The sequence below is a fragment of the Nocardia heshunensis genome (genome assembly GCF_054782115.1).
Window position 1 is genome coordinate 210,489 of the sequence record NZ_BAAGTC010000005.1, and the last position, 20,124, is coordinate 230,612.

Consider the following 20,124-nt stretch of genomic DNA (forward strand, 5'->3'; position numbering starts at 1 on the left):
CTGCGTGTTCGGGGTCAGACCGGCGGCATCAGGTCGCTCGCGCTGATGGTGTAGGACAGCGGCGGGCAGACGAAGTCTGTTTCGCGGTTCTCGCGGCGGCGCAGTCGGTAGAACTCGCCCTGCTGCTCCTCGTCGGCCGCAGTGAGGCACGCGCCGTCCGGGAGGTACGCGCGGCCGTCGCGATACCGGAGAGAGGTCTTCGAGGTCCGGAAGGTCACGCCCAGCCACTCGTTGTCGGCCGCCCCGGCGGGCGCGTCCAGGACGATCTTGTGTTTCAGCAGCCGATTCGACGCGACGGAGAACACGACGAAACCGTGGTGGGCGAGCGGGATTTCGAACTTCTCGCCGGACTCCTTCGCCTCGAAGATCAGCTTCCTGGGCGGGACCGCTTCCAGATCCCGGTAACAGGAGAAGACGGCGATGCACGACTCGTCGGCCAGATCGAGGGCTTGATCGGAATGAAAACCCATGGTGGCGTACGCATTCGAGTAGATCTCAATGAGCGCGTTGTCGAAGCCGAGCGAGAGTCCCGCCCGCTCCTGAATCCGCTCCGCCAGCCGATCGTGCACCGCCCGAAAATGCTGTGCCGGACAACCGTATCGAGTGGTAGTGCGGACGAGCGGAACACCGCCCGCGGCATCGGTCTTGGTGAGCGTGGCGCCGCGTCGGCCTTTGCCCAGTTCTTCCCACAGCACCGACGCGGAAAGCTCCGCGAAGAGATCATCCTCGCCCGGCAGGTCGTAGGTGACCACCTCATTCGAAATGTCAGGCACGAGGGGCAATGTAGTCCCCCGTGTTCATGCTGAAGGGAAAGCGGTCACCGTAGTCGATGTAGGACGAGGTTCGGTTCTCCTCGGCGTAGAGCCGACGCAACTCGTCCATGCCGTCCTGCGTGGGCGGCCCCAATTTCACCAGGCCACCGGCCTTTTCGAGAAATGTCTGCCCGTCCTTGTGCACGGCTTCGGCGCTCGAACAACGCACCACGTACCCCAGGCGGGTCGGCAGCAACTCGGCGTCCAGCATCGAGGCCCGGATCTCGTGGGTGTAGAGCCGGTTGGCCGTCAGCGGCATGAAGAAGACGGAGCCGGGATACAGGGTCAGGCTGAACTGCGCGGGGAATCCGTCACTCGGTTCGACCGAATCCTTCAGGCGGAAGCGGAGTTTGGTCAGCCCGCTGACGTTCTTCAGGCCGTAGTCGAAGCCATCGCCGGTCAGCGGCCGCAGCTTGTCGAGCCCGTCATAGAAGGTGCAGAAGGCCATGACGCCGTTGCGCGGCATGTCCTTTGTCTTGTCCGCATGGGCGGAGATCTTGGCCTTCGCCTGCTTGCGCTCGGCCGCGGCCGGCGTGTTGTGATAGATCTGGGCCAGCACATGATTCAGCGGCGCCCGATCCCGGAACACGGTGTCAGCCTCACGATTCAGAGCCTCGACGATGCTCGTATCGGTCGCCCGGAAGTTCTCGGTCGGCCCCGAGAGGTTCGTGGAGCAACGCAGCAGGCGGAAACGCAACTCCTCACCGGTGCGCGTGACGGGCGTCAGATAGATCCCGCTGCGATGCGCCGACCCCGGTTTGGTCGACTCGGTCAACGACTGGAACGTATGCTCCGCGCGAATCCGCCCGAAATGGTCATCGCCGAGCCCGAAGAACCGGCGGTAGTACACCCCGATCCCGTGCACACGAACGGGAACCCGCCCGAGTTCGATGAGGGTCCACGGTCCCTCGCCGTCCTCGTCGTAGCCGTGCGACAACTCCTGGATGACGAACGCCCGGGCAGCCGCCCGCAACAGTCCCGCATCGATCGCCGACACCTCACCACCGAGGAAGACGTGTTTGCCCGCAAGGTCGAGCGAACCGGACCGAAACTCCTCCGGCGTGACCGTGATCCCGAAGAAGTCCCTGATCAACTCGGCATCCCGCAACCCCGCAGGCACCACCAGGACATTGCTCGTGTCGTCGATGCGGGCGTCGATGCTGTCCATCAGGGTTGGGCTTTCGGTCGGGAGGCAGGAAACAGACGCTCGACAGCGGTGACGATCGCGGCTCTGCGCGTCGCGAGAAGGGACGCACGCTCGCGCGGATCGTCCGGCAGGAACAGTTCTGGTTGCCCGGCCCAGGTCATGGCGAGCTGATTGACGAACATCAAAACGTCGACCGGCTCCCAGGACGGGTCGAGGTGACCGTCCGCTTGCGCCTGACGGAGTTGCTCGGTCTTGCGACGCATTATCTCGACGGCCGGGTTTTCGGCACTGCCCCCGCCCAATTCGAGTTGCCCCCAGCTCATCAGCCTGGATCGATCGGGGTGAGCGATGAAGTAGTCGTGGATCCGGCCCGCGTAGCCGGGGAGGTCGGTGGGGTCGATGCGAGTGGCCTCCGCGATCGCCGCCAACTCCTCGGCGGCGACGATGCCGTAGAGGTTCTCCTTGCTCCGGAAGTACGCGTACACGCGTTCCTTGCTGGTCCTGGCGTTCTTGGCGATGCGATCGACCCGCGCGCCCGCGATGCCGTAGCCGGAGAACTCGGCCTTGGCGGCGGCGAGGATTCGATCACGGGTCGAGTCGGCGCGAGGTTGGGAAGCCACCCCGACAGCCTACCAAACCAAACTGTTTGGTTTGACGAGCGAGATACCCGGGCGTAGCGTCAAACCAAACAGTTCGGTTTGACCCGGAAGGGATAGCGATGCAGCACAGAACGCTCGGCAACCAAGGACTGACCACCTCGGCCATCGGATACGGGTCGATGGGGATCTCCATGGCCTACGGCCCCGGCGATGCGCAGGAGGGCATCGCCACGATCCAGCGCGCGTACGACCTGGGCGTCACCCACATCGACACCGCCGAGCTCTACGGGTGGGGCGAGAACGAGAAGATCGTCGGCCGGGCCGTGGCGGGATTTCGCGACAAGGTCGTGATCGCCACCAAGTTCGGGTTCACCCGCGACTACGGCACCGACAGCCACCCCGGGCATATTCGCGAGGTCGTCGACAACAGCCTGCGCAACCTCGGCGTGGATCACCTGGACCTGCTCTACCAGCATCGCGTGGACCCGGCCGTCCCGATCGAGGACGTCGCGGGCACCGTGGCAGAGCTCGTCGAGCAGGGCAAGGTCACCTATTTCGGCCTGAGCGAGGCTGGGCCGCAAACGATTCGGCGCGCCCACGCTGTGCTGCCGGTGTCGGTGTTGCAGACCGAGTACTCCCTGTTCGAACGCGATGTCGAGCAACTGTTCCCGACCCTGGACGAGCTGGGCATCGGCTTCGTCGCCTACTCTCCCTTGGGCCGCGGATTCATCACCGGCGCCGCCAAGCCCGCGGGCGAATACGACCCCACCGACATGCGCAATGTCGACCCGCGTTGGCAGCCCGGCAATTTCGAGAAGAACGTCGACGCCGTCCACCGCCTGGGCGAGCTCGCGAGGGCCAAGGGAATCACCGTGTCCCAGCTCGCTCTGGCGTGGCTGCTCACTCGCGGCGAGCACATCGTGCCCATCCCGGGCACCCGCAACTCACGGCGCGTCGAGGAGAACATTCTCGCCACCGAGGTGGTCCTCACGGCGACCGATCTCACCGCGATCGATCAGATACTGCCGAACGGCGGGTTCGGCTCCCGCTACGCCGAACACGCACTGCCGAACTGGATCTGAACCGAGCCGCACCCGCCGAAACGACGAGCGCTCCAACGATTCGAGAATCGTTGGAGCGCTCGATATTCGGACTGTCAGGTGCCGATCACTCCGCGTAGGCCTCCAGCGGCGGGCAGGAGCAGACCAGGTTGCGGTCGCCGTAGGCGCCGTCGATGCGGCGCACGGACGGCCACACCTTGGCGCGGCCGTGCTTGACGCCCTGCGGGTAGACGGCCTTTTCGCGGCTGTAGGGGTGATCCCACTCGCCGACAAGGCATTCCGCGGTGTGCGGGGCACCGCGCAGCGGGTTGTCCTCGACGGGCCAGACGCCCGCGGCGACCTGGTCGATCTCGCCCTTGATGGCGATCATGGCGTCGATGAAAGCGTCCAGCTCTTCGAGGTTCTCGCTCTCGGTGGGCTCCACCATGAGGGTGCCCGCGACCGGGAAGCTCATGGTCGGAGCGTGGAAGCCGTAGTCGGCCAGGCGCTTTGCCACATCGTCGACGGTGACGCCGGTCTGCTTGGTGATCTCACGCAGATCGAGGATGCACTCGTGCGCGACCATGCCGTTGTCGCCGGTGTAGAGGACCGGGAAGTGCGGATCCAGCTTGCGGGCAATGTAATTGGCCGAGGCGATCGCGGTCAGGGTGGCGCGGCGCAGGCCGTCGGCGCCCATCATGCGGATGTAGGCCCAGGTGATCGGCAGGATCGAGGCCGAACCGTACTTGGCCGCCGATACCGCGTGCGAACCCTTCTCCATCGGATCGCCCGGCAGGTACTGCGCCAGGTGCTCACGCACCGCGACCGGACCCACGCCGGGACCGCCACCGCCGTGCGGGATGCAGAAGGTCTTGTGCAGGTTCAGGTGGCTGACATCGCCACCGAACTTGCCCGGACGTGCCAGTCCGACAAGGGCATTGAGGTTCGCGCCGTCCACGTACACCTGGCCGCCCGCCTCGTGCACCAGCCCGCACAGCTCGGCCACCTCGTGCTCGTACACGCCGTGCGTGGACGGGTAGGTGATCATGATGCAGGCCAGCCGCTCAGCGTGATCGGCGATCTTGGCGCGCAGGTCGTCGAGATCGATATCGCCGTTGGGCCGGGTCTTGACGACCTCCACCCGCATGCCGACCATGGCGGCCGAGGCCGCGTTGGTGCCGTGCGCGCTGGACGGGATCAGGCAGGTATCGCGGTGCGAGTCACCACGATCCAGGTGGTAGCGGCGGATCGCGAGCAGGCCCGCGTACTCGCCCTGGCTACCGGCGTTGGGCTGCAACGAAACCCGGTCGTAGCCGGTGACCGCACACAGCCAGCCCTCGAGATCCTCGATCAGCTTGATCAGGCCCGGCGCGTCCTCGACCGGCGCGTACGGGTGCACTCGGTTGAAGCCGGGCCAGGTGATCGCCTCCATCTCCGCGGCCGCGTTCAGCTTCATGGTGCAGGAGCCGAGCGGAATCATGCTGCGGTCCAAGGCAATATCCTTGTCCGACAGCGCGCGCAGGTAGCGCAGCATGGCGGTCTCGGTGCGGTACTTGGTGAACGCCGGGGCGGTCAGGTACTCCGAGGTGCGGACCTCGATGTGCGGGCGCTGCTTGCCGTGGAACAGCGCACCCTCGGGCCCGACCGGGATCTCCGCGCCGAAGCAGTCCAGCACCGCGACCACGTGGGTATCGGTGGTCACCTCGTCGCAGGCGATGGCGACGTGATCGGCGTCGACGAGCCGCAGGTTGATCCCGTGCCCCTTCGCCTTGGTCACAATGGCTTCCGCACCGCCGGGCACATTCACCAGCACGGTGTCGAAGAAGGTCTGGTGCACGACCGCATCGCCGAGCCCGGCGGCCAGCCACTGCGCATGCCCGTGCACGCGGCGCGCGAGCGAACGCAGCCCGTCCGCGCCGTGGTACGAGGCGTACATCCCGGCCAGGATGGCCAGCAGCACCTGCGCGGTGCAGATGTTCGAGGTCGCCTTCTCCCGGCGAATGTGCTGCTCACGCGTCTGCAGCGCGAGCCGGTAGGCCAGATTCCCGTCCGCGTCCACGGACACACCGACCAGTCGGCCCGGCAGCTGCCGCGCATGCGCCGAATGCACCGCGAGGTACCCCGCGTGCGGCCCGCCGAAGCCCAGCGGCACACCGAAGCGCTGCGTGGTCCCGAAGCACGCGTCCGCGCCCTGCTCACCCGGCGGCGTGATCAGCGTCAGCGCAAGCAGATCCGCGCCCACCGCGACCAGCGCGCCCCGCGCGTGCGCGGCCTCGATGACCGGAGCCCAGTCGACGATCCGCCCCGACGCACCCGGCTGCTGCACGATCACGCCGAAGAAGTCGCCCTCCGGGAGCGCCTCGTCGGCCAGGTTCGCCTCGACGATCTCGATGCCCATCGGCTCGGCGCGCGTGTACAGCAGCGTCCGGGTCTGCGGGAACAGATCGGAGTCGATGAGCAGCCGCACCGACTTGCTCTTGCGGTTGGCCCGCTGCAGCAGCGTCATGGCCTCGGCCGCCGCGGTCGCCTCGTCCAGCATGGACGCGTTGGCGACCTCCATCGCGGTCAGATCCGCGACCATGGTCTGGAAGTTGAGCAGCGCCTCGAGCCGTCCCTGGCTGATCTCCGGCTGGTACGGCGTGTACGCGGTGTACCAGGCCGGGTTCTCGACGAGGTTGCGCAGCAGCACCGGCGGCGTGTGGGTGTCGTAGTAGCCCAGCCCGATCATGGAGGTGGCCACGGTGTTCGAATTCGCCAGCGCCGCAAGCTCGGCCAGCGCCTCGTGCTCCGACAGCGCCGGGGGCAGCGCATCGAGGCCATTGCCCGCGGGCGCGTCCAGAATGCTGGCGGGCACGGCCTTGGTGGCGAGTTCGTCCAGCGACTCGACGCCGACGGTCTCCAGAATGCGGCCGGTTTCGCCGCTGTCGGGGCCGATGTGGCGGTCGGCGAAGGATCGAGTCCAGATCACGTCTGCTCCAGGGGGTGGGCGGGGGCCGGTCCGGGACCGACACTGCTACTGCCCTCCCCCTCTGTCCTCGATGCCTGAGAGATTCGGGCCACGACCTTGCGGCCGTTGCCCTTTCACCATGGGCGGGCGACGCGAGGTCACCACTTTCCAGAGGCGTCGAAACTCCGCACGGTCCCTTGTGCCTGAGAGATTGACGGGGAGGTGCTGCTCCTTCGGCGTCCGAGGCTACCCCCGGAACTCTCCCGCACGGCTGCGACGCACTCGCTAGTTTAAGCGGCGCCACGTTACAGATATGTTGCCTGGGCTCCGTTTCACATCACGGGCCGAGACGGGCAACGAAAATGCGCGCCACCCAACGGGTGACGCGCATCGTGAAAAGACTGTCTAACCGGTCTTGCTCATCCGGGCCTTGCGGCGGAAGGAGAGCTCATCCTCGGGACGCTCGGACGTGCTGCCGCTCTCGGCGCGCTCGGCCGGGAAGTTGGCGATGGCCCCGGTCAATTCGCGCATCGCGCCGCTGACGGCGATGCCGAACACGCCCTGACCACCCTGCAGTAAATCGACCACCTCCTCGGCGGAGGAGCACTCGTAGACGGTGGTGCCGTCGGAGAACAAGGTGATCCCGGCGAGGTCTTCGACGCCGCGGCTGCGCAGGTGATCCACGGCGATGCGGATGTTCTGCAGCGAGATGCCCGCATCGAGCAGACGCTTGACGATCTTCAGGACGAGGATGTCCTTGAACGAGTAGAGGCGCTGGCTGCCGGAGCCGGTGGCACTGCGGATGGACGGGACGACCAGTCCGGTGCGAGCCCAGTAATCGAGCTGGCGGTACGTGATGCCAGCCACCTGGCAAGCGCTGGGCACGCGGTAGCCGACGAGTTCGTCCGGCACCGTGTCATCGGGGAACAGCCCTGGCTGCACCACATCCTGAGGTTGCGGTTGATCTCCCACTGACTACTCCCTTACTGCTTGCCTATCAGGGCTGGGCTCGTGTCTCGAGGACGTCTGGAGCGTTGGCCTATCAATCGAGGCTACTCCCCTGATTGTTGCCGGAGAATCGGCACCGTCCAAGCATGAACGGGCGCGTGTTTTTAACCCTAAACCTGAGGTAGAGACACTGTTTTGTCTCTTTTGGAAATCAACCCGGAATCATCGCCAGGTCAGGAACTGGTCAGCTGTCCGTGGCCTTGAAGTCATCCGGAGATACCGATTCGAGAAACTCCTTGAACTTCTCGACCTCGTCCTCGCGCTCGTCCGGCATGACCAGCCCGGCCTCCTCGAGCACCGGCTCCTCGGCATAGATCGGGCAGCCCACCCGCAGCGCGATGGCCACCGAATCCGACGGCCGCGCGGAAATCCGCAGATCGTTCTCGAAGACCAGATCGGCGTAGAAGGTGCCCTCCTGCAGATCCACGATCCGCACTTCCTTGAGGGTGTGGCCGAGCTCCTTGATCAGAATCTTGATCAGATCGTGGGTGAGCGGACGGATGGGCGTCACGCCCTCCTGCTCCAGCACGATCGCGGTGGCCTCGGCCTGCCCGATCCAGATCGGTAGATATCGATCCCCGGAAACCTCTCGAAGCAACAGCACGGGCTGATTCTGTGGCTGTTCGACACGGATGCCGATCACTCGCATTTCGCTCATCGCACTGCCTCCCAAATCCCACACCGGCCGCCAGCCCCCGGCTGTAATACCGAGTCTAGGCGAAGATTTCAGCCCCCGAGGGAAGCGCGCACAGAGGTCTTCACCAGGCAGGTGTGCAGCGTCAGCGACAGTGCCGCCAACTCCCGGACCGTCTCCTCGGCACGCGCGCGGGCGTCCGCGTCACGGCTCTTGGCGATCGGGGCGGCGATCTGCGCGACCATGGCGGCCTCGCGATCGGCGGCCAGCTTGAAGGCACGCAGATGCCTTGCCTCCAAACCGAATTCGCTCAGCGCCTTGGCGGTGCGCGCCAGCGTGACGGCATCGCCGTCGAAATAGCCTGCCGCGCCGGGGGTAATGAGATTGGCGCGGATCAATTCGGTCAAAAACTTCTCGTCGATGCCCGCCTGTTCGAGCAGATCCGCCCGGGTGATCCGGATTTCGTGATCGAACCGGAGCTCCTCGGGCGACACCTCACCGGGCACCGCGTTCAACCTGCGCAGGCGGCCGCCGCCGTTGGCGGCGAGACCCTCTGTCGAATCGGGCATGGCCCCGACCCCTCCCACGGCGTTCGCCCGGGCCCGGGCCTCCCGGACCCCGAGCGTCGCCGCCCCACTGTCGATCGCTTCGAGCTGTTCCTTGATCACCTTCAACGGCAGGTACTGATCCCGCTGTGCGGTCAGCACGAAGCGCAGGCGCTCGACGTCCGCCACATGAAAACGGCGGTACCCCGAGGGCGTGCGCTCCGGGCTGATCAGACCCTCCGATTCCAGGAATCGGATCTTGGAGATGGTGATATCCGGAAAATCCGGACGCAGGAGATCCAGCACGGAGCCGATCGACATGCCTCCGCGCGTCCACTGCGCTGCGCCAGTCATTCCGCTCGGCCCTATAGCGCCGAATCGGTTGCGGCAGACTTGGGACCGGTCAGGAAGACGAGGCGGAACTTGCCGATCTGCACCTCGTCACCGTTCTGCAGCTCCGAAGAGTCCACCGGCTCCCGATTGACGTAGGTGCCGTTGAGGCTGCCCACATCGACCACCTGGAAGGTGTCGTCGTCCTGACGGAACTCCGCGTGGCGACGGCTGACGGTGACATCGTCCAAGAAGATGTCGCTATCGGGGTGGCGACCCGCCGAGGTGGTCGGCTGGTCGAGCAGGAAGCGCGAACCGGCATTCGGACCACGCTTGACCACCAGCAGGGCCGCGCCCGTCGGCAGCCCCTCCACTCCCGCTACCGGCTGCTCGCCTGTCTGCTCGGGGCGCGACGTGTCGACCTCGTTCAGGAAGTCGGCGCGGAACACCGAAGTGGTCTCTGCTGCCGTTTCCTGGTAACCCGGGTCCTTGTTCTCGCTCACCCTTGCTCTCCTCCTCGAACCGAATAATCCATGCAAGCAGTTGATGCCCTCAGCGATGCGGCACTCCGGCCGCTCCCCGCTTCGGGTAGGTCCGGAAAATCCGGGCACCGGCTGCGCGCACTTCTGTTGGCATTGACCGTACCCTGCCAGGGCGTACCCGTGCAGGTAGAACTGTGAAGGCTGCTTCAGCCTCCGATAACTCCTTGATAACCTGCGGCATCCAGGAGCTTTCCGAGTGCGGCGTCGAGGGCTTCGGCGGACTCCGCCTCGACCTCGAAGAGCCATCCGTCACCGTAGGCGTCGGAGTTGACCGTCTCCGGTGCGCCGTCCAGAAGATCGTTCACCGCAACGACTTTGCCCGCCAGCGGAGCGTAGATGTCGGACACGCTCTTGGTGGATTCGATCTCGGCGATGCTGTCGCCGTTGGCCACATCGGCGTCCACCGCGGGCAACTGCACGAACACGACGTCACCCAGCTGCGATTGCGCGTAATCGGTGATGCCCACCCGCACGCGGGTCGGACCGATCTTGCTCACCCACTCGTGCTCTTCGGAGTAGCGCAAATCATCGGGTACTGCGGTCACTGGCAGTGTCCTTTCAACGGGCGTTCCTCTCGGGATCGTCGTCGATCCGTCGGCCACACCCTATCGGGAGTGATCATGGTGTGGCACGGGCGGTATCGCTCGGGACACTGCGATGGCCTTGCCGAGATAGAGGATTCCGGTCCAGACGTAGGTCGCCGTGCCCCAGATCAAGAATGCCCCACCGAAGGCCCGGCCGAAACCCGCGGCGGCCCAGTCCATCTGCCCGGCCAGCAGCCACGGCAGCGCGGCCATGAGCGCGAAGGTGGCCGCCTTGCCCAGGTAGATGACGTCGGGCGGAGGTAGGTCGCGGCGGCGGTAGACGCGCAGCGTGAGCGTCAGGATGGCGTCGCGGCCGATCAGGATGACCACCACCCACCACGGCAGGATGCCGCGAATCAGGAAGCCGCCCAGGGTCGCCAGCAGATAGAGACGGTCCACCAGCGGGTCGAGGATCGCGCCCAGTTTGGACGACTGGTCCAGCAGCCTTGCCAGCTTGCCGTCGAGGAAGTCGGTGAAACCACTGACCACCAGCAGGGTGAAGGCCCAGCCGTCGGCCTTCTCGGCCAGCAGCAGCCACAGGAACACCGGGACGCCGATCAACCGGATCACGCTGAGCACATTGGGCACCGTGAGGATACGGTCGCTGTAGACCGGTTCGGCGTTCTGCTCGGTTGTCACCACTCGATCCAACCCCAATCGCTCGCGCATCTCCATCCGGGCACGCCAGCTACTGCGTGAGAGAGTTCTGTGCAATCCTTCTCAATAGGTGGTTGAGCAGCGAGAGGAAACACCATGCCCGACTTCGACTATGACGTCGTCGTTATCGGTTCCGGGTTCGGGGGGAGCGTCAGTGCGCTGCGCCTGAGCGAGAAGGGCTACCGGGTGGCCGTGCTGGAGTCCGGGCGGCGCTGGAACGCCGAGGACATCCCGAATACCAACTGGAATGTGCGCAAGGCGATCTGGGCGCCGCGGCTGGGACTGACCGGTACGCAGCGCATCAGCATTCTCGGCAAGTGCGCGGTGTTCTCGGCCGCGGGCGTGGGCGGTGGGTCGCTGATCTACGGCAATACCCTCTACGAGCCGCTGCCGGCCTTCTACACCGACAAGCAGTGGGCGCACATCACCGACTGGCGGGCCGAGCTCGCGCCCTATTACGACCAGGCGCAGCGCATGCTCGGGGTCGCGCCGAATCCGCGCATGACCCCCGCCGACGACGTGATCCGTTCGGTGGCAGCCGATCTGGGCGTGGCCGACACCTTCCACGCCACCAATGTGGGCGTGTTCTTCAACGAGTCCGCGCCGGGCGAGGAGGTCGACGACCCGTACTTCGGCGGGGCGGGACCCAAGCGCAATGGCTGCATCCACTGCGCGCGCTGCTTCACCGGCTGCCCGCACAACGCCAAGAACACCACCCCGAAGAACTACCTGTACCTGGCCGAGCAGGCGGGTGCGCACGTGTTCGCGCTGACCACCGCCGACAAGGTACGGCCGATGACCGGCGGCGGCTATGCCATCGAGACCTCTCGATCGGAGCGCTGGGTTCGCAAGGGGCGCAAGGTGTTCACCGCCGAGCAGGTGGTGTTCGCCGCGGCCGCGCTGGGCACCCAGAAGCTGCTGCACAAGATGAAGGACGAGGGTGTGCTGCCGCAGCTCTCGCCGCGCCTGGGCGAGCTGACCCGGTCGAATTCCGAGGCGATTCTGAACGTGGTGAGCAAGGCCCGCGACGACTTCGCCGAGGGCATCGCCATCACCTCCTCGATCCATCCCGAACCCGACACCCACGTCGAGGTGTGCCACTACGGCAAGGGGCAGAACGGTCTGTTCCCGCTGTCGGTGCCGCTGGTGGACGGCGGCGCGTTCCGATTCCTGCGGTTCCTGCTGGCCATGGTGCTGCATCCGGTGGTGTTCGCGCGCAGCCTCAATGCGCATCGGGCCTCGGAGAAGTCGGTGATCCTGCTGGTCATGCAGTCGCTGGACAATTCGCTGACCTCGTTCCGGCGCTGGGGGCAGCTCAAGACCAAACAGGGCACGGGCAAACCGAATCCGACCTGGATTCCGCTCGCCCACGATGTCGGGCGGCGCTTCGGGTCGAAGGTCGACGGCGATGTGCAGATGCTGGCCATGGACGTGTTCAACATTCCGGCCACGGCGCACTACATCGGCGGCTGCGTGATCGGCGAGGGGCCGGAAAGCGGTGTGGTGGACCCGTATCAGCGCGTGTTCGGGCATCCGGGGCTGCACATCGCCGACGGTTCGGCGGTGACCGCGAATCTCGGCGTGAACCCGTCGCTGACCATCACCGCACAGGCCGAGCGCGCAATGGCGTTCTGGCCCAACCGAAACGAGGCCGATCCGCGTCCGGCGCTGGGTTCGGCGTATCGCCGCATCACTCCGGTCGCACCCAAGCACGCGGCGGTGCCGGACTTCGCGCCGGGCGCGTTGCGGCTGCCCATCTTCCCGACCGACTACCCGACCGATCCGGCGCTGCCCGCCAACCACTGAGCCACACCCCGCAATCGATCCCCGGACCCGCCGCACAATTGCGCGCAGCGGCGTGCCCGGCGGTAGTTTGGGCCTTGTGCCCGTACCATTCCCGGTATCGATTCGACGAGGAAGGTGAGAGCCGATGCTCGTCCGAGTGCAGAACGCCGCCGGCACCCACGCCGAGAAGGTGCTCATCGACTGGCTGCGCACCTGGAAGGGGTCGACCGACCCCAAGGGCGTCGCGACCGTGAATTGCAGTCTCTTCCACGGTGATCGGCTGTATCCGTTCGACGCCGTGGTGTGGACGCCGACCAGCTGCGTGGTGATCGAGGCCGAGGCGCTCTCGGAGAAGATGAGCGGCGAGCTGGAGATCCCCGTCAACGGGCCCTGGCGCGTCGGCGACAAGATCCTCAACTTCGACGGCGGCGACAAGCGCAATCCGCTCGACAAGTCCCGCGATCACACCTTCGCACTGCAGAACTGGCTGGCCGAACGCGGTTTGGGGCAGCGGGTCATCCACGGCGTCGTGCTGGTGGTGCCGCCGCCCGGCTCGGATCTGCGAGTGACGCAGCTGTGGAACGATCCGAGCTTCCAGGTGCTGCTGGGCGACGAGCGGGGCCTGCGCGACCATTTCACCGCGCTGCTCTCGCGCGGGCGGCCGCAGTGGTCGGCCAACGATGTGGCCTGGGCGTTCCGCGGGCTGGGCATCCTGCCGTACCTGCCGGGACCGCAGGACCTGATCAACGAGGGTTTCCTCGGGCCGGTGGATGTCACGCTGTGGCACGGTGGCCCGCAGCAGGCGCAGGCCGAGGCGTTCGCCGAGGAGCAGGCCCGACTCGAGGCCGAGCACGGGTCGGCGGGGCGCGGACTGTCGATTCCGGCACCGTGGTTCGCGCCGTGGAAGTTGTATCCGCGCCGCAGCGACCGGCTCGAGCTGCGTCGCGGCTTCATGCGGGTGATGCTGAGTCTGGGCTTCCTGGTGGCGGCGCTGTGGGGATTCTGGTTCATGGCCGCCGTGATCTTTTCGTACTGAGCGGCCGATCGCAGCGCGCTATCCGCGTGTTGCCGTGAAGTAGCGGAACGGCAGATAGAGGGCGGAAACGAGCGCGATCGCGGCCGCGGTACCGCCGAGCACATCGGTCGGATGGTGGTATCCGAAGCCGACCATGCCGATCATGACGGCCGGGAGAACGACCGCCATCACGATCACCGACACCGTCCGCACACGCTTCGATTCGCTCACCAACGCGAAAGCCGTGACGACCGCGACCAATTGGACCGTGTGGCCGCTCGGGTAGGCCAGGTAGTGGTCCAGCTTGCGATCCCAGAACGGTTTGAGCGCATAGGTATTGATCGCCACCACCAGTTCGGGGGCGATCAGCGCGAAACCGGCTGCCCACCACTGCCTTCGGTAGGCGTACCAGGCGGCGAACACGACCAGCATCGGCAGCACCACGTAGCTGTTGCTCGGGAACACCAGCACCCGATACACCCAGGTGTGCGCGTCGAACGCGCTGTGAATGCGGTGTTCCAGGCTCGAATCCACGCTCGTGGACCCGCCGTCGGGCGGAAACGACAGGGGCACAAGCACGGTCACGATCACCCCGGCCAGGATGATCACGGGCAGGGCCGCCCGGCGGATCCACGGATCCGGTCGGGTCGGGGCGGGAGTGGTCGCAGTGCTCACGCCTGCACGATAGTCACTCGCGCAGGCCGACCCGTTCGAGCAGGGGGCGCGATCGGGTCGGGGCCCACCAGTTGGCGGTACCCAGGAGGCGCATGAAGGCGGGCACCAGGATCATGCGGACCAGGGTGGCGTCCATCAGGACGGCGACCGCCAGGCCGACACCGAGCATGCGGTTCATGGTGACGCCGCTGGCGGCGATGCCCGCGAACACGACCGCCATGAGCAGGGCGGCGGCGGTGACGATGCGGCCGGAACGGGCGATACCGAAGGCGACCGCGGTGTCGTTGTCTTCACGGGTGCGGTCGGAGCGTTCCCATTCCTCGGTGAACCGGGCCAGTAGGAACACCTCGTAGTCCATCGAGAGACCGAAGGAGACGCAGAACAGTAGGACCGGCAGCGTGCCGATGGTGTATCCGGTCGCGGTGGTGCCGAATCCGCCGAGGTGGCCGTCCTGGAAGATCCACACCAACGCGCCGAAGGTGGCCGACAGTGAAAGCACGTTGAGGACAAGGGCTTTCAAAGGCAGCACCACGCTGCCGGTGAGCAGGAGCAGCAGCACGAAGGTGGTGATCGCGATCCAGGCCACGGTTTTCGGGAAACCTTGCGCGATGCCGAGCTGGGCGTCGGCGGTCTGCTGGGCCTGGCCGCCGAACAGGACCGGGGCGGGCGTGTCCACCGCCCGCAAGGCGTCCAATTGTCGTTGTGCCGCCGCCGAATACGGGTCGAGACGGGTGGCGACGGCCAAGTGGACGCTGTCGGGTCCGGCCGCCGTGGGGTCCGCCGGACCTGCCAAGTGACCGTCGACGAAGGTTCCAGTCGGGCCGACGACCGCGTCCACGTCGGGCACCTGGGACAGGGCGGCGGCATAGTCGGTCGGGTCCGTACCTGGCGCGCGCACGATGAGGTGCACGGTCCCGGTGGCCTTGTCGTCGAACCGATCTCGCAGCAGGTCGCCGACCTGCCGCGACTCCAGCCCGGCGGGCAGCACCCGATCGTCGGGCAGCCCCAGCTTCAGCTGGAGGATGGGCGAACCCAGCACCAGCAGCAGCGCCAGCACCGGCAGCGCCCACACCGCGGGCCGTCGCTGAACGGCGCGCGCGACGCGGTAGAGCACACTGTGCTCGACCGGTGCGGCCTCACGCAGCGGTTTGCGGTTGATGCGGTCGCCCAGTAGTAGAAGCAGGGCGGGCACCATGGTCAGGGCCAGCAGGATCGACAGCGCCACCACGGCCAGCCCCGCCGAGGCCAGGGAACGCAGGAATGCCATGGGGAAGAACAGCATTCCGATCAGCGCGATGCCGACGGTGAGACCGGAGAAGGCGACCGCGCGGCCGCCGCGCCGCATGGCGATGGTCAGAGCTTCGGTGCGTTCGCGGCCGCGGGCGATCTCCTCGCGATAGCGCCCGATGATCAGCAACGAGTAGTCGATCGCCAGGGCCAAGCCGATAGCAGTGGTGATATTGAGCGCGAAGATCGACAGGTCGACGACGAAACTCAGCAGATACAGCACCGCGCTGGCCCCCGCGATGGCGACGACCCCGGTCACGAACGGAATGAGCGCCGCGACCAGGCTGCGCAGGAACCACACCAGCAGCAGGAACGTCAACGGCAGTGCGATGGCCTCGGCGATGGTGAGATCCCGCTGCGTCTGCTGCCCGGTCTCGTACCAGACCATGGCCTGTCCCCCGGCATGCACGCTGACACCGTCACGGCTGCCGCTGAATTCGCTCGCCAGCTCATGGGCGATACCGGGCGCGGAGTTCTCATCCCCGCGCACACTCGCGACGATCAGGCCGATCTTCCCGTCCCGGCTGCGCAGAGCACCGGCAAGCTGCGGGTCGGTCCACAGTGAAACGGTCTTCGACAGCCGCGGGTCGGTGCGCAGCTGCTGGGCGATCTCCTTGCCCCGGGCAGCGGCCGCCGCATCCTGTGCGCCGCCGGACGATTCGACGGTGAGCACCAGCTGCATGCCTGAAATGCCGTAGTCGCGATCGAGGATGTCGGCGACGCGGGCGGACTCCGAGTCGGTCGCGACGAAGCCTCCGTTGGACAGTCGCGCCGCCGCCTGCGAACCGGCCGCCCCGCACAGCAGAAACGCGATCCCGACGAGGATCAGCAGCAGTTTCGGCGTGCGCAGCGCCGGCGCTATCAGTTTGTCGATCATCGCGGTGCCTCGTCGTCGTGCGGTCGATGATCCGCCCGCCCGGGCGGATCTCGGTCACATCTTGGGGTCCGACGGTGTGTAGTAGAGGTGGGTGTGTGCAACCTCTCAACGATGCACGGAGGCAATAGGGTTCAGTGTGCGCGATGTCCCGGGTCAGTCGAGCATGGCGGCGCGCAGGACGCCTTCCGGGACGCCGAGTCCCTCGATGAGGGTGAGCGCCTGTGGGCGGAGGCGGTCGACGAGTTCGTTGACGCCGCGGCGGACCGCCTTGGCGCGTTCCACCGACATGAACCGGTGCATGATGTACCAGGCCTGGTTCTGTTCCAGAGTCCAGTAGACGTAGAGGTCGCAGACGGTGTCGGCGAGGGCTCGCGCCTCCGGGTCGGCGATGTCGGCGATGCCGTCGATGAAGGCCTCCAGCACCATTCGCTCGATATGGGCGGTACCGGCGGCGAGGATGTGGTCCTGGGCGTTGTTGAACGCTTCGAACGGACCGGTCTCCTTGGCGCGGGCGCGCAGCCGGTGGGCGGCGGTGCGGACCATGTAGTCCTCGCGGTCGGCGAAGAGTTGCAGTTGCACCGAGCGCCGGGACAGGTCGCCCTCGTCCACACTGTCGTCGCCGCGGTCACGCAGGCGCTGGATCATCTGGCGCACGCCGGAACGCTCACGCACCACATCGCGGGCGGTGGTGGCGGCGAAACGCACCCAGCCGAGCGCGTCGAGGTCCCGCACTTCTTCGGCATAGGCGGTGAGCAAGTCCTTGGCCACCAGCTGGGTGAGCACCACGTTGTCGCCCTCGAACGTGGTGAACACATCGGTGTCGGCCTTCAGCGTGACCAGGCGGTTCTCGGTCAGATAGCCCGCGCCGCCGCAGGCTTCGCGGCACTCCTGGATAGCCCCCGTCGCATGCCGGGTCTGGGCCACCTTGAGACCGGCCGCGCGATTTTCCAGCGCACGCTGAGCGCGCGGGTCGAGATCCTGGCCGGTCTGCACCAGGTGCATGCGGCGCACCAGCTCGTTCTGCGCGAAAGCCAGTGCGTAGGAACGGGCTACGAGCGGCAGCAGGCGACGCTGATGGCTGCGGTAGTCCAGCAGCAGCGTCTCCTCGCCGGTGTCCGGGTCGGAGAACTGGCGGCGCTGCTCGGCGTAGCGCACCGCGATACTGAGTGCGACCCGCGCCGCGGCGGCGGCCGCGCCACCGACGCTGACCCGCCCGCGCACCAGGGTGCCCAGCGTGGTGAAGAAGCGGCGGCTCGGGTTCTCGATCTCGGAGGCGTAGGTGCCGTCCGGGTCGACGTCGGCGTAGCGGTTGAGCAGGTTCTCGCGCGGAATTCGCACCTGGTCGAACAGGATTCGACCGTTGTCGACGCCGGGCAGGCCGCCCTTGATGCCGCAGTCGGAGGTGGTGACGCCGGGCAGATCGCTGCCCGCCTCGTCGCGGATGGGCACCAGGAAGCAGTGCACGCCCTTGCTCTCGCCGCCGGTGATCAACTGCGCGAAAACCGCTGCCATGCGGGCGTGTTCGGCCGCGCCGCCGATGTAGTCCTTGCGCGAGGACGGAGTCGGGCTGTGCACCACGAACTCTTGGGTGGCCGGGTCGTAGGTGGCGGTGGTCTCCAGGTTGGCGACGTCGCTGCCGTGGCCGGTCTCGGTCATGGCGAAGCAGCCGAGCAGGCGCAGCGAGACCAGGGCGTCGATGTAGGCGCGATGCCTCTCTGTGCCGAGGTTCTCGACTGCGCCACCGAAAAGTCCCCACTGCACACCGCTTTTCACCCACAGTGACAGATCGGTGTAGGCGAGCATCTCCAGGGCGACGACCGCGCCGCCCGGATCGCTGGGCTTGCCGTCCACGTGCCGGAAGCCGCGCGCCACCCAGCCGTAGGACTCGACCAGGTGCATTTGTTCCAGGACCCGGGCCCGCGCCGCCTTGATATCGAGGGCGGGGTCACCGAAGAGGCGGTCGTCGTCCAGACTGCCGCGGGCCTCTTCGCGCACCTCCCGCCAAGGACCGTCGAGTGCCGCGCGTAGCTCTTCCGCAATCGAAACGCCGCTCGTCGCCATACTCCAAAACACTACTGCCCTCACACCACTCACCCCGGTGATCCAGCCCACCCGTGTACGTTTGCCGTGTGACCGACCAGTTGGCTACCGACGAGCAAGCAGGAGCTCGCGCCGGGCTGCGCGCCCGCTGGCAGCGGCTGCTGACCGGCACGATGGACCGGGTCACGGCCGACCATCGTGCCACCGCCGACACCGTGGTGGATATGCCCGCGCCGGTGCGGCCCATCGATCTCACCGATGACGCGGCGGTGACCGAGGTGCTGGATCTGGCCGAGCGGGTGGGCGAGGTGGTGCTCGCGTCGGGAACCGCGGTCATGGATACCACCACCCAGGTCGAATTCATCGCCGCCACCTACGGATTGTCGAAATGCGATATCGACGTCACCTACAACTCGATTCGCATCTCCGCCGACCGCGGCCCGCGACTACCGCCCGCCAGCACGATGCGCGTGGTGCACTATCGCTCCCTGGATTTCACCCGCCTGGCCGCCGTCGATCGGTTGACCCGGCGCATCCGCACCGAACTAGTGCCGCCGGACGAGGCGCTCGCGGCGCTCGACGAGATCACCTCCGCGCCACACCCGTACCCGCGCTGGTCGGCGACGGCCGGCTGGGCGCTGATGGCCGCGGGCGTGGCGCTGCTGCTCAACGGCGGCTGGCTCGTCGCGCTGCTGAGCTTCGGCACCACCATGCTCATCGACCGCACCAACCGGCTGCTGAATCGGCGCGGGCTGCCGTTCTTCTTCCAGCACATGATGGGCGGGGTCATCGCGGCCACGCCCGCGGTGCTGGTCTCGACCTACGGCGAGGGCCTGCATCTGGATCCCGCGTTGATCATCGCCGCGGGAATCGCGGTGCTGCTGGCCGGTTTACAGCTGGTCGGCGCGGTCGAGGACGCCATCACCGGGGCACCGATCACCGCCTCGGCCCGCATGCTCGAGGTGATCATGATGACCGGCGGCATCATCGCCGGTATCGCGCTCACGCTGCGGGTGGCCGAGGTGTTCGAGGCGTCGGTGCCGACCGTCGATATGACCAATGCCCGCGACCTGACCAATCTGCCGTTGAAGCTGCTCGCCGGTGCCGTCGTCTCGACGGCGTTCGCGCTGGCCTGTTATGCAGAGCAGCGGGCGCTGGCCGCGGCGGCGTTCAGTGGTGCGGCGGCGACCGTGGTCTATCTGGTGGTTCAGCACTTCGGGTTCGGGCCGATCGTGGCGTCGGGTGGCGCGGCGACGGTGGTGGGTCTGGCCGGTGGTCTGCTCGCGCGCCGGGCGCTGACCCCGCCGTTGGTGGTGGCGGTCGCGGGCATCACTCCCCTGCTGCCGGGTCTGCGGGTCTATCGCGGGCTGTACGCGTTGCTCAATGACGAGATGCTGATCGGTTTCAATCAGCTCTCCGGTGCGTTCGGTGTGGGTCTGGCGCTGGCGGCCGGTGTCACGCTCGGCGAGTGGATCGCCCGCGACCTGCGGCGACCCCGGATCGTGAAGCGGATCGGCGATATCCGCAAGCCACGGTTCGTCTCCAGTTGAACATCGTCGCGTTCGTCGGCTACCGTTCGGTCCGCTCGACCGAAGTTGGG

Annotated in this window: 17 protein-coding genes and 1 riboswitch; of the genes, 4 read left to right on the plus strand and 13 right to left on the minus strand. The window is 66.9% G+C overall.

The window, feature by feature from the left end; genetic code table 11:
* Nucleotides 1–14 precede the first annotated feature (14 nt).
* The 3 genes from ACYVN4_RS19625 to ACYVN4_RS19635 are packed head-to-tail and all read right to left on the minus strand — an operon-like array spanning nt 15 to nt 2,579.
* Nucleotides 15–773, minus strand: coding sequence for an alpha-ketoglutarate-dependent dioxygenase AlkB family protein (locus tag ACYVN4_RS19625; RefSeq protein ID WP_460723154.1), 759 nt, complete (start codon nt 771–773; stop codon nt 15–17).
* Nucleotides 766–1,980, minus strand: a complete 1,215-nt coding sequence (locus ACYVN4_RS19630; RefSeq protein WP_460723155.1) for a hypothetical protein — start codon at nt 1,978–1,980, stop codon at nt 766–768. The genes ACYVN4_RS19625 and ACYVN4_RS19630 overlap by 8 nt, the downstream gene beginning before the upstream one ends.
* Nucleotides 1,980–2,579 (minus strand): TetR family transcriptional regulator, encoded by a 600-nt coding sequence (locus tag ACYVN4_RS19635; RefSeq protein ID WP_460723156.1) that lies wholly within the window; start codon nt 2,577–2,579, stop codon nt 1,980–1,982. The genes ACYVN4_RS19630 and ACYVN4_RS19635 overlap by 1 nt, the downstream gene beginning before the upstream one ends.
* Nucleotides 2,580–2,677: 98 nt before the next feature.
* Between ACYVN4_RS19635 and ACYVN4_RS19640 the strand changes: the two genes are divergently transcribed.
* On the plus strand, nt 2,678–3,640 hold the full coding sequence (locus tag ACYVN4_RS19640; protein ID WP_460723157.1) for an aldo/keto reductase: 963 nt from the start codon (nt 2,678–2,680) through the stop codon (nt 3,638–3,640).
* An 85-nt stretch (nt 3,641–3,725) separates the two neighbouring features.
* On the opposite strand, the gene gcvP is transcribed toward ACYVN4_RS19640, so the two are convergent.
* The 7 genes from gcvP to ACYVN4_RS19675 all read right to left on the minus strand — a co-directional run bounded on the left by gcvP (nt 3,726) and on the right by ACYVN4_RS19675 (nt 10,857).
* The gene (gene gcvP / locus ACYVN4_RS19645; RefSeq protein WP_460723158.1) at nt 3,726–6,566 is read right to left on the minus strand and encodes an aminomethyl-transferring glycine dehydrogenase; all 2,841 of its coding nucleotides are present in this window, start codon (nt 6,564–6,566) and stop codon (nt 3,726–3,728) included.
* A gap of 159 nt (nt 6,567–6,725) precedes the next feature.
* Nucleotides 6,726–6,821: riboswitch (glycine riboswitch) on the minus strand.
* A 129-nt stretch (nt 6,822–6,950) separates the two neighbouring features.
* Nucleotides 6,951–7,517: a MerR family transcriptional regulator gene (locus ACYVN4_RS19650; RefSeq protein ID WP_460723159.1), complete on the minus strand. Its 567-nt coding sequence runs from the start codon at nt 7,515–7,517 to the stop codon at nt 6,951–6,953.
* 220 nt (nt 7,518–7,737) lie between these two features.
* A complete protein-coding gene (locus ACYVN4_RS19655) occupies nt 7,738–8,211 on the minus strand; it encodes a bifunctional nuclease family protein (protein ID WP_040807814.1) in 474 nt (157 codons plus the stop codon).
* Nucleotides 8,212–8,279: 68 nt separating this feature from the next.
* On the minus strand, nt 8,280–9,053 hold the full coding sequence (ftsR, locus tag ACYVN4_RS19660; protein ID WP_460723161.1) for a transcriptional regulator FtsR: 774 nt from the start codon (nt 9,051–9,053) through the stop codon (nt 8,280–8,282).
* Nucleotides 9,054–9,097: 44 nt separating this feature from the next.
* Entirely contained in the window at nt 9,098–9,565 is a 468-nt protein-coding gene (gene garA, locus ACYVN4_RS19665) for a glycogen accumulation regulator GarA (RefSeq protein WP_460723163.1), read from the minus strand.
* Between the two features lie 185 nt (nt 9,566–9,750).
* On the minus strand, nt 9,751–10,149 hold the full coding sequence (gene gcvH / locus ACYVN4_RS19670) for a glycine cleavage system protein GcvH (protein WP_460723165.1): 399 nt from the start codon (nt 10,147–10,149) through the stop codon (nt 9,751–9,753).
* A 60-nt stretch (nt 10,150–10,209) separates the two neighbouring features.
* Entirely contained in the window at nt 10,210–10,857 is a 648-nt protein-coding gene (locus ACYVN4_RS19675; protein WP_460724042.1) for a CDP-alcohol phosphatidyltransferase family protein, read from the minus strand.
* A gap of 84 nt (nt 10,858–10,941) precedes the next feature.
* Here ACYVN4_RS19675 and ACYVN4_RS19680 point away from each other — a divergent pair, with 84 nt between their 5' ends.
* Nucleotides 10,942–12,651, plus strand: coding sequence for a GMC oxidoreductase (locus ACYVN4_RS19680; RefSeq protein WP_460723167.1), 1,710 nt, complete (start codon nt 10,942–10,944; stop codon nt 12,649–12,651).
* A 124-nt stretch (nt 12,652–12,775) separates the two neighbouring features.
* Complete coding sequence (locus tag ACYVN4_RS19685; RefSeq protein WP_460723169.1) at nt 12,776–13,666, plus strand: nuclease-related domain-containing protein; 891 nt, start codon at nt 12,776–12,778, stop codon at nt 13,664–13,666.
* A gap of 18 nt (nt 13,667–13,684) precedes the next feature.
* Here the strand turns inward: ACYVN4_RS19685 and ACYVN4_RS19690 are convergent, their stop codons facing one another.
* The 3 genes from ACYVN4_RS19690 to ACYVN4_RS19700 form a co-directional block, all read right to left on the minus strand.
* Nucleotides 13,685–14,320: a phosphatase PAP2 family protein gene (locus tag ACYVN4_RS19690; protein ID WP_460723171.1), complete on the minus strand. Its 636-nt coding sequence runs from the start codon at nt 14,318–14,320 to the stop codon at nt 13,685–13,687.
* A 13-nt stretch (nt 14,321–14,333) separates the two neighbouring features.
* Nucleotides 14,334–16,484, minus strand: coding sequence for an MMPL family transporter (locus ACYVN4_RS19695; RefSeq protein WP_460723173.1), 2,151 nt, complete (start codon nt 16,482–16,484; stop codon nt 14,334–14,336).
* Nucleotides 16,485–16,637: 153 nt separating this feature from the next.
* Complete coding sequence (locus tag ACYVN4_RS19700; protein ID WP_460723175.1) at nt 16,638–18,545, minus strand: acyl-CoA dehydrogenase family protein; 1,908 nt, start codon at nt 18,543–18,545, stop codon at nt 16,638–16,640.
* Nucleotides 18,546–18,697: 152 nt separating this feature from the next.
* Between ACYVN4_RS19700 and ACYVN4_RS19705 the strand changes: the two genes are divergently transcribed.
* Nucleotides 18,698–20,074 carry a threonine/serine exporter family protein gene (locus ACYVN4_RS19705; protein ID WP_460724043.1) on the plus strand — a complete coding sequence of 459 codons (1,377 nt, stop codon included), beginning with the start codon at nt 18,698–18,700 and terminating at the stop codon, nt 20,072–20,074.
* The last annotated feature ends 50 nt before the right edge of the window (nt 20,075–20,124 follow it).

What these genes read in the sequence shown, in the direction of transcription:
- ACYVN4_RS19630 (WP_460723155.1), bottom strand. Translation starts at nt 1,980, where the DNA reads ATGGACAGCATCGACGCCCGCATCGACGACACGAGCAATGTCCTGGTG.
- ACYVN4_RS19640 (WP_460723157.1), top strand. Translation starts at nt 2,678, where the DNA reads ATGCAGCACAGAACGCTCGGCAACCAAGGACTGACCACCTCGGCCATC.
- ACYVN4_RS19655 (WP_040807814.1), bottom strand. Translation starts at nt 8,211, where the DNA reads ATGAGCGAAATGCGAGTGATCGGCATCCGTGTCGAACAGCCACAGAAT.
- ftsR (WP_460723161.1), bottom strand. Translation starts at nt 9,053, where the DNA reads ATGTCGATCGGCTCCGTGCTGGATCTCCTGCGTCCGGATTTTCCGGAT.
- ACYVN4_RS19675 (WP_460724042.1), bottom strand. Translation starts at nt 10,857, where the DNA reads ATGCGCGAGCGATTGGGGTTGGATCGAGTGGTGACAACCGAGCAGAAC.
- ACYVN4_RS19680 (WP_460723167.1), top strand. Translation starts at nt 10,942, where the DNA reads ATGCCCGACTTCGACTATGACGTCGTCGTTATCGGTTCCGGGTTCGGG.
- ACYVN4_RS19685 (WP_460723169.1), top strand. Translation starts at nt 12,776, where the DNA reads ATGCTCGTCCGAGTGCAGAACGCCGCCGGCACCCACGCCGAGAAGGTG.
- ACYVN4_RS19695 (WP_460723173.1), bottom strand. Translation starts at nt 16,484, where the DNA reads ATGATCGACAAACTGATAGCGCCGGCGCTGCGCACGCCGAAACTGCTG.
- ACYVN4_RS19700 (WP_460723175.1), bottom strand. Translation starts at nt 18,545, where the DNA reads ATGGCGACGAGCGGCGTTTCGATTGCGGAAGAGCTACGCGCGGCACTC.
- ACYVN4_RS19705 (WP_460724043.1), top strand. Translation starts at nt 18,698, where the DNA reads ATGGACCGGGTCACGGCCGACCATCGTGCCACCGCCGACACCGTGGTG.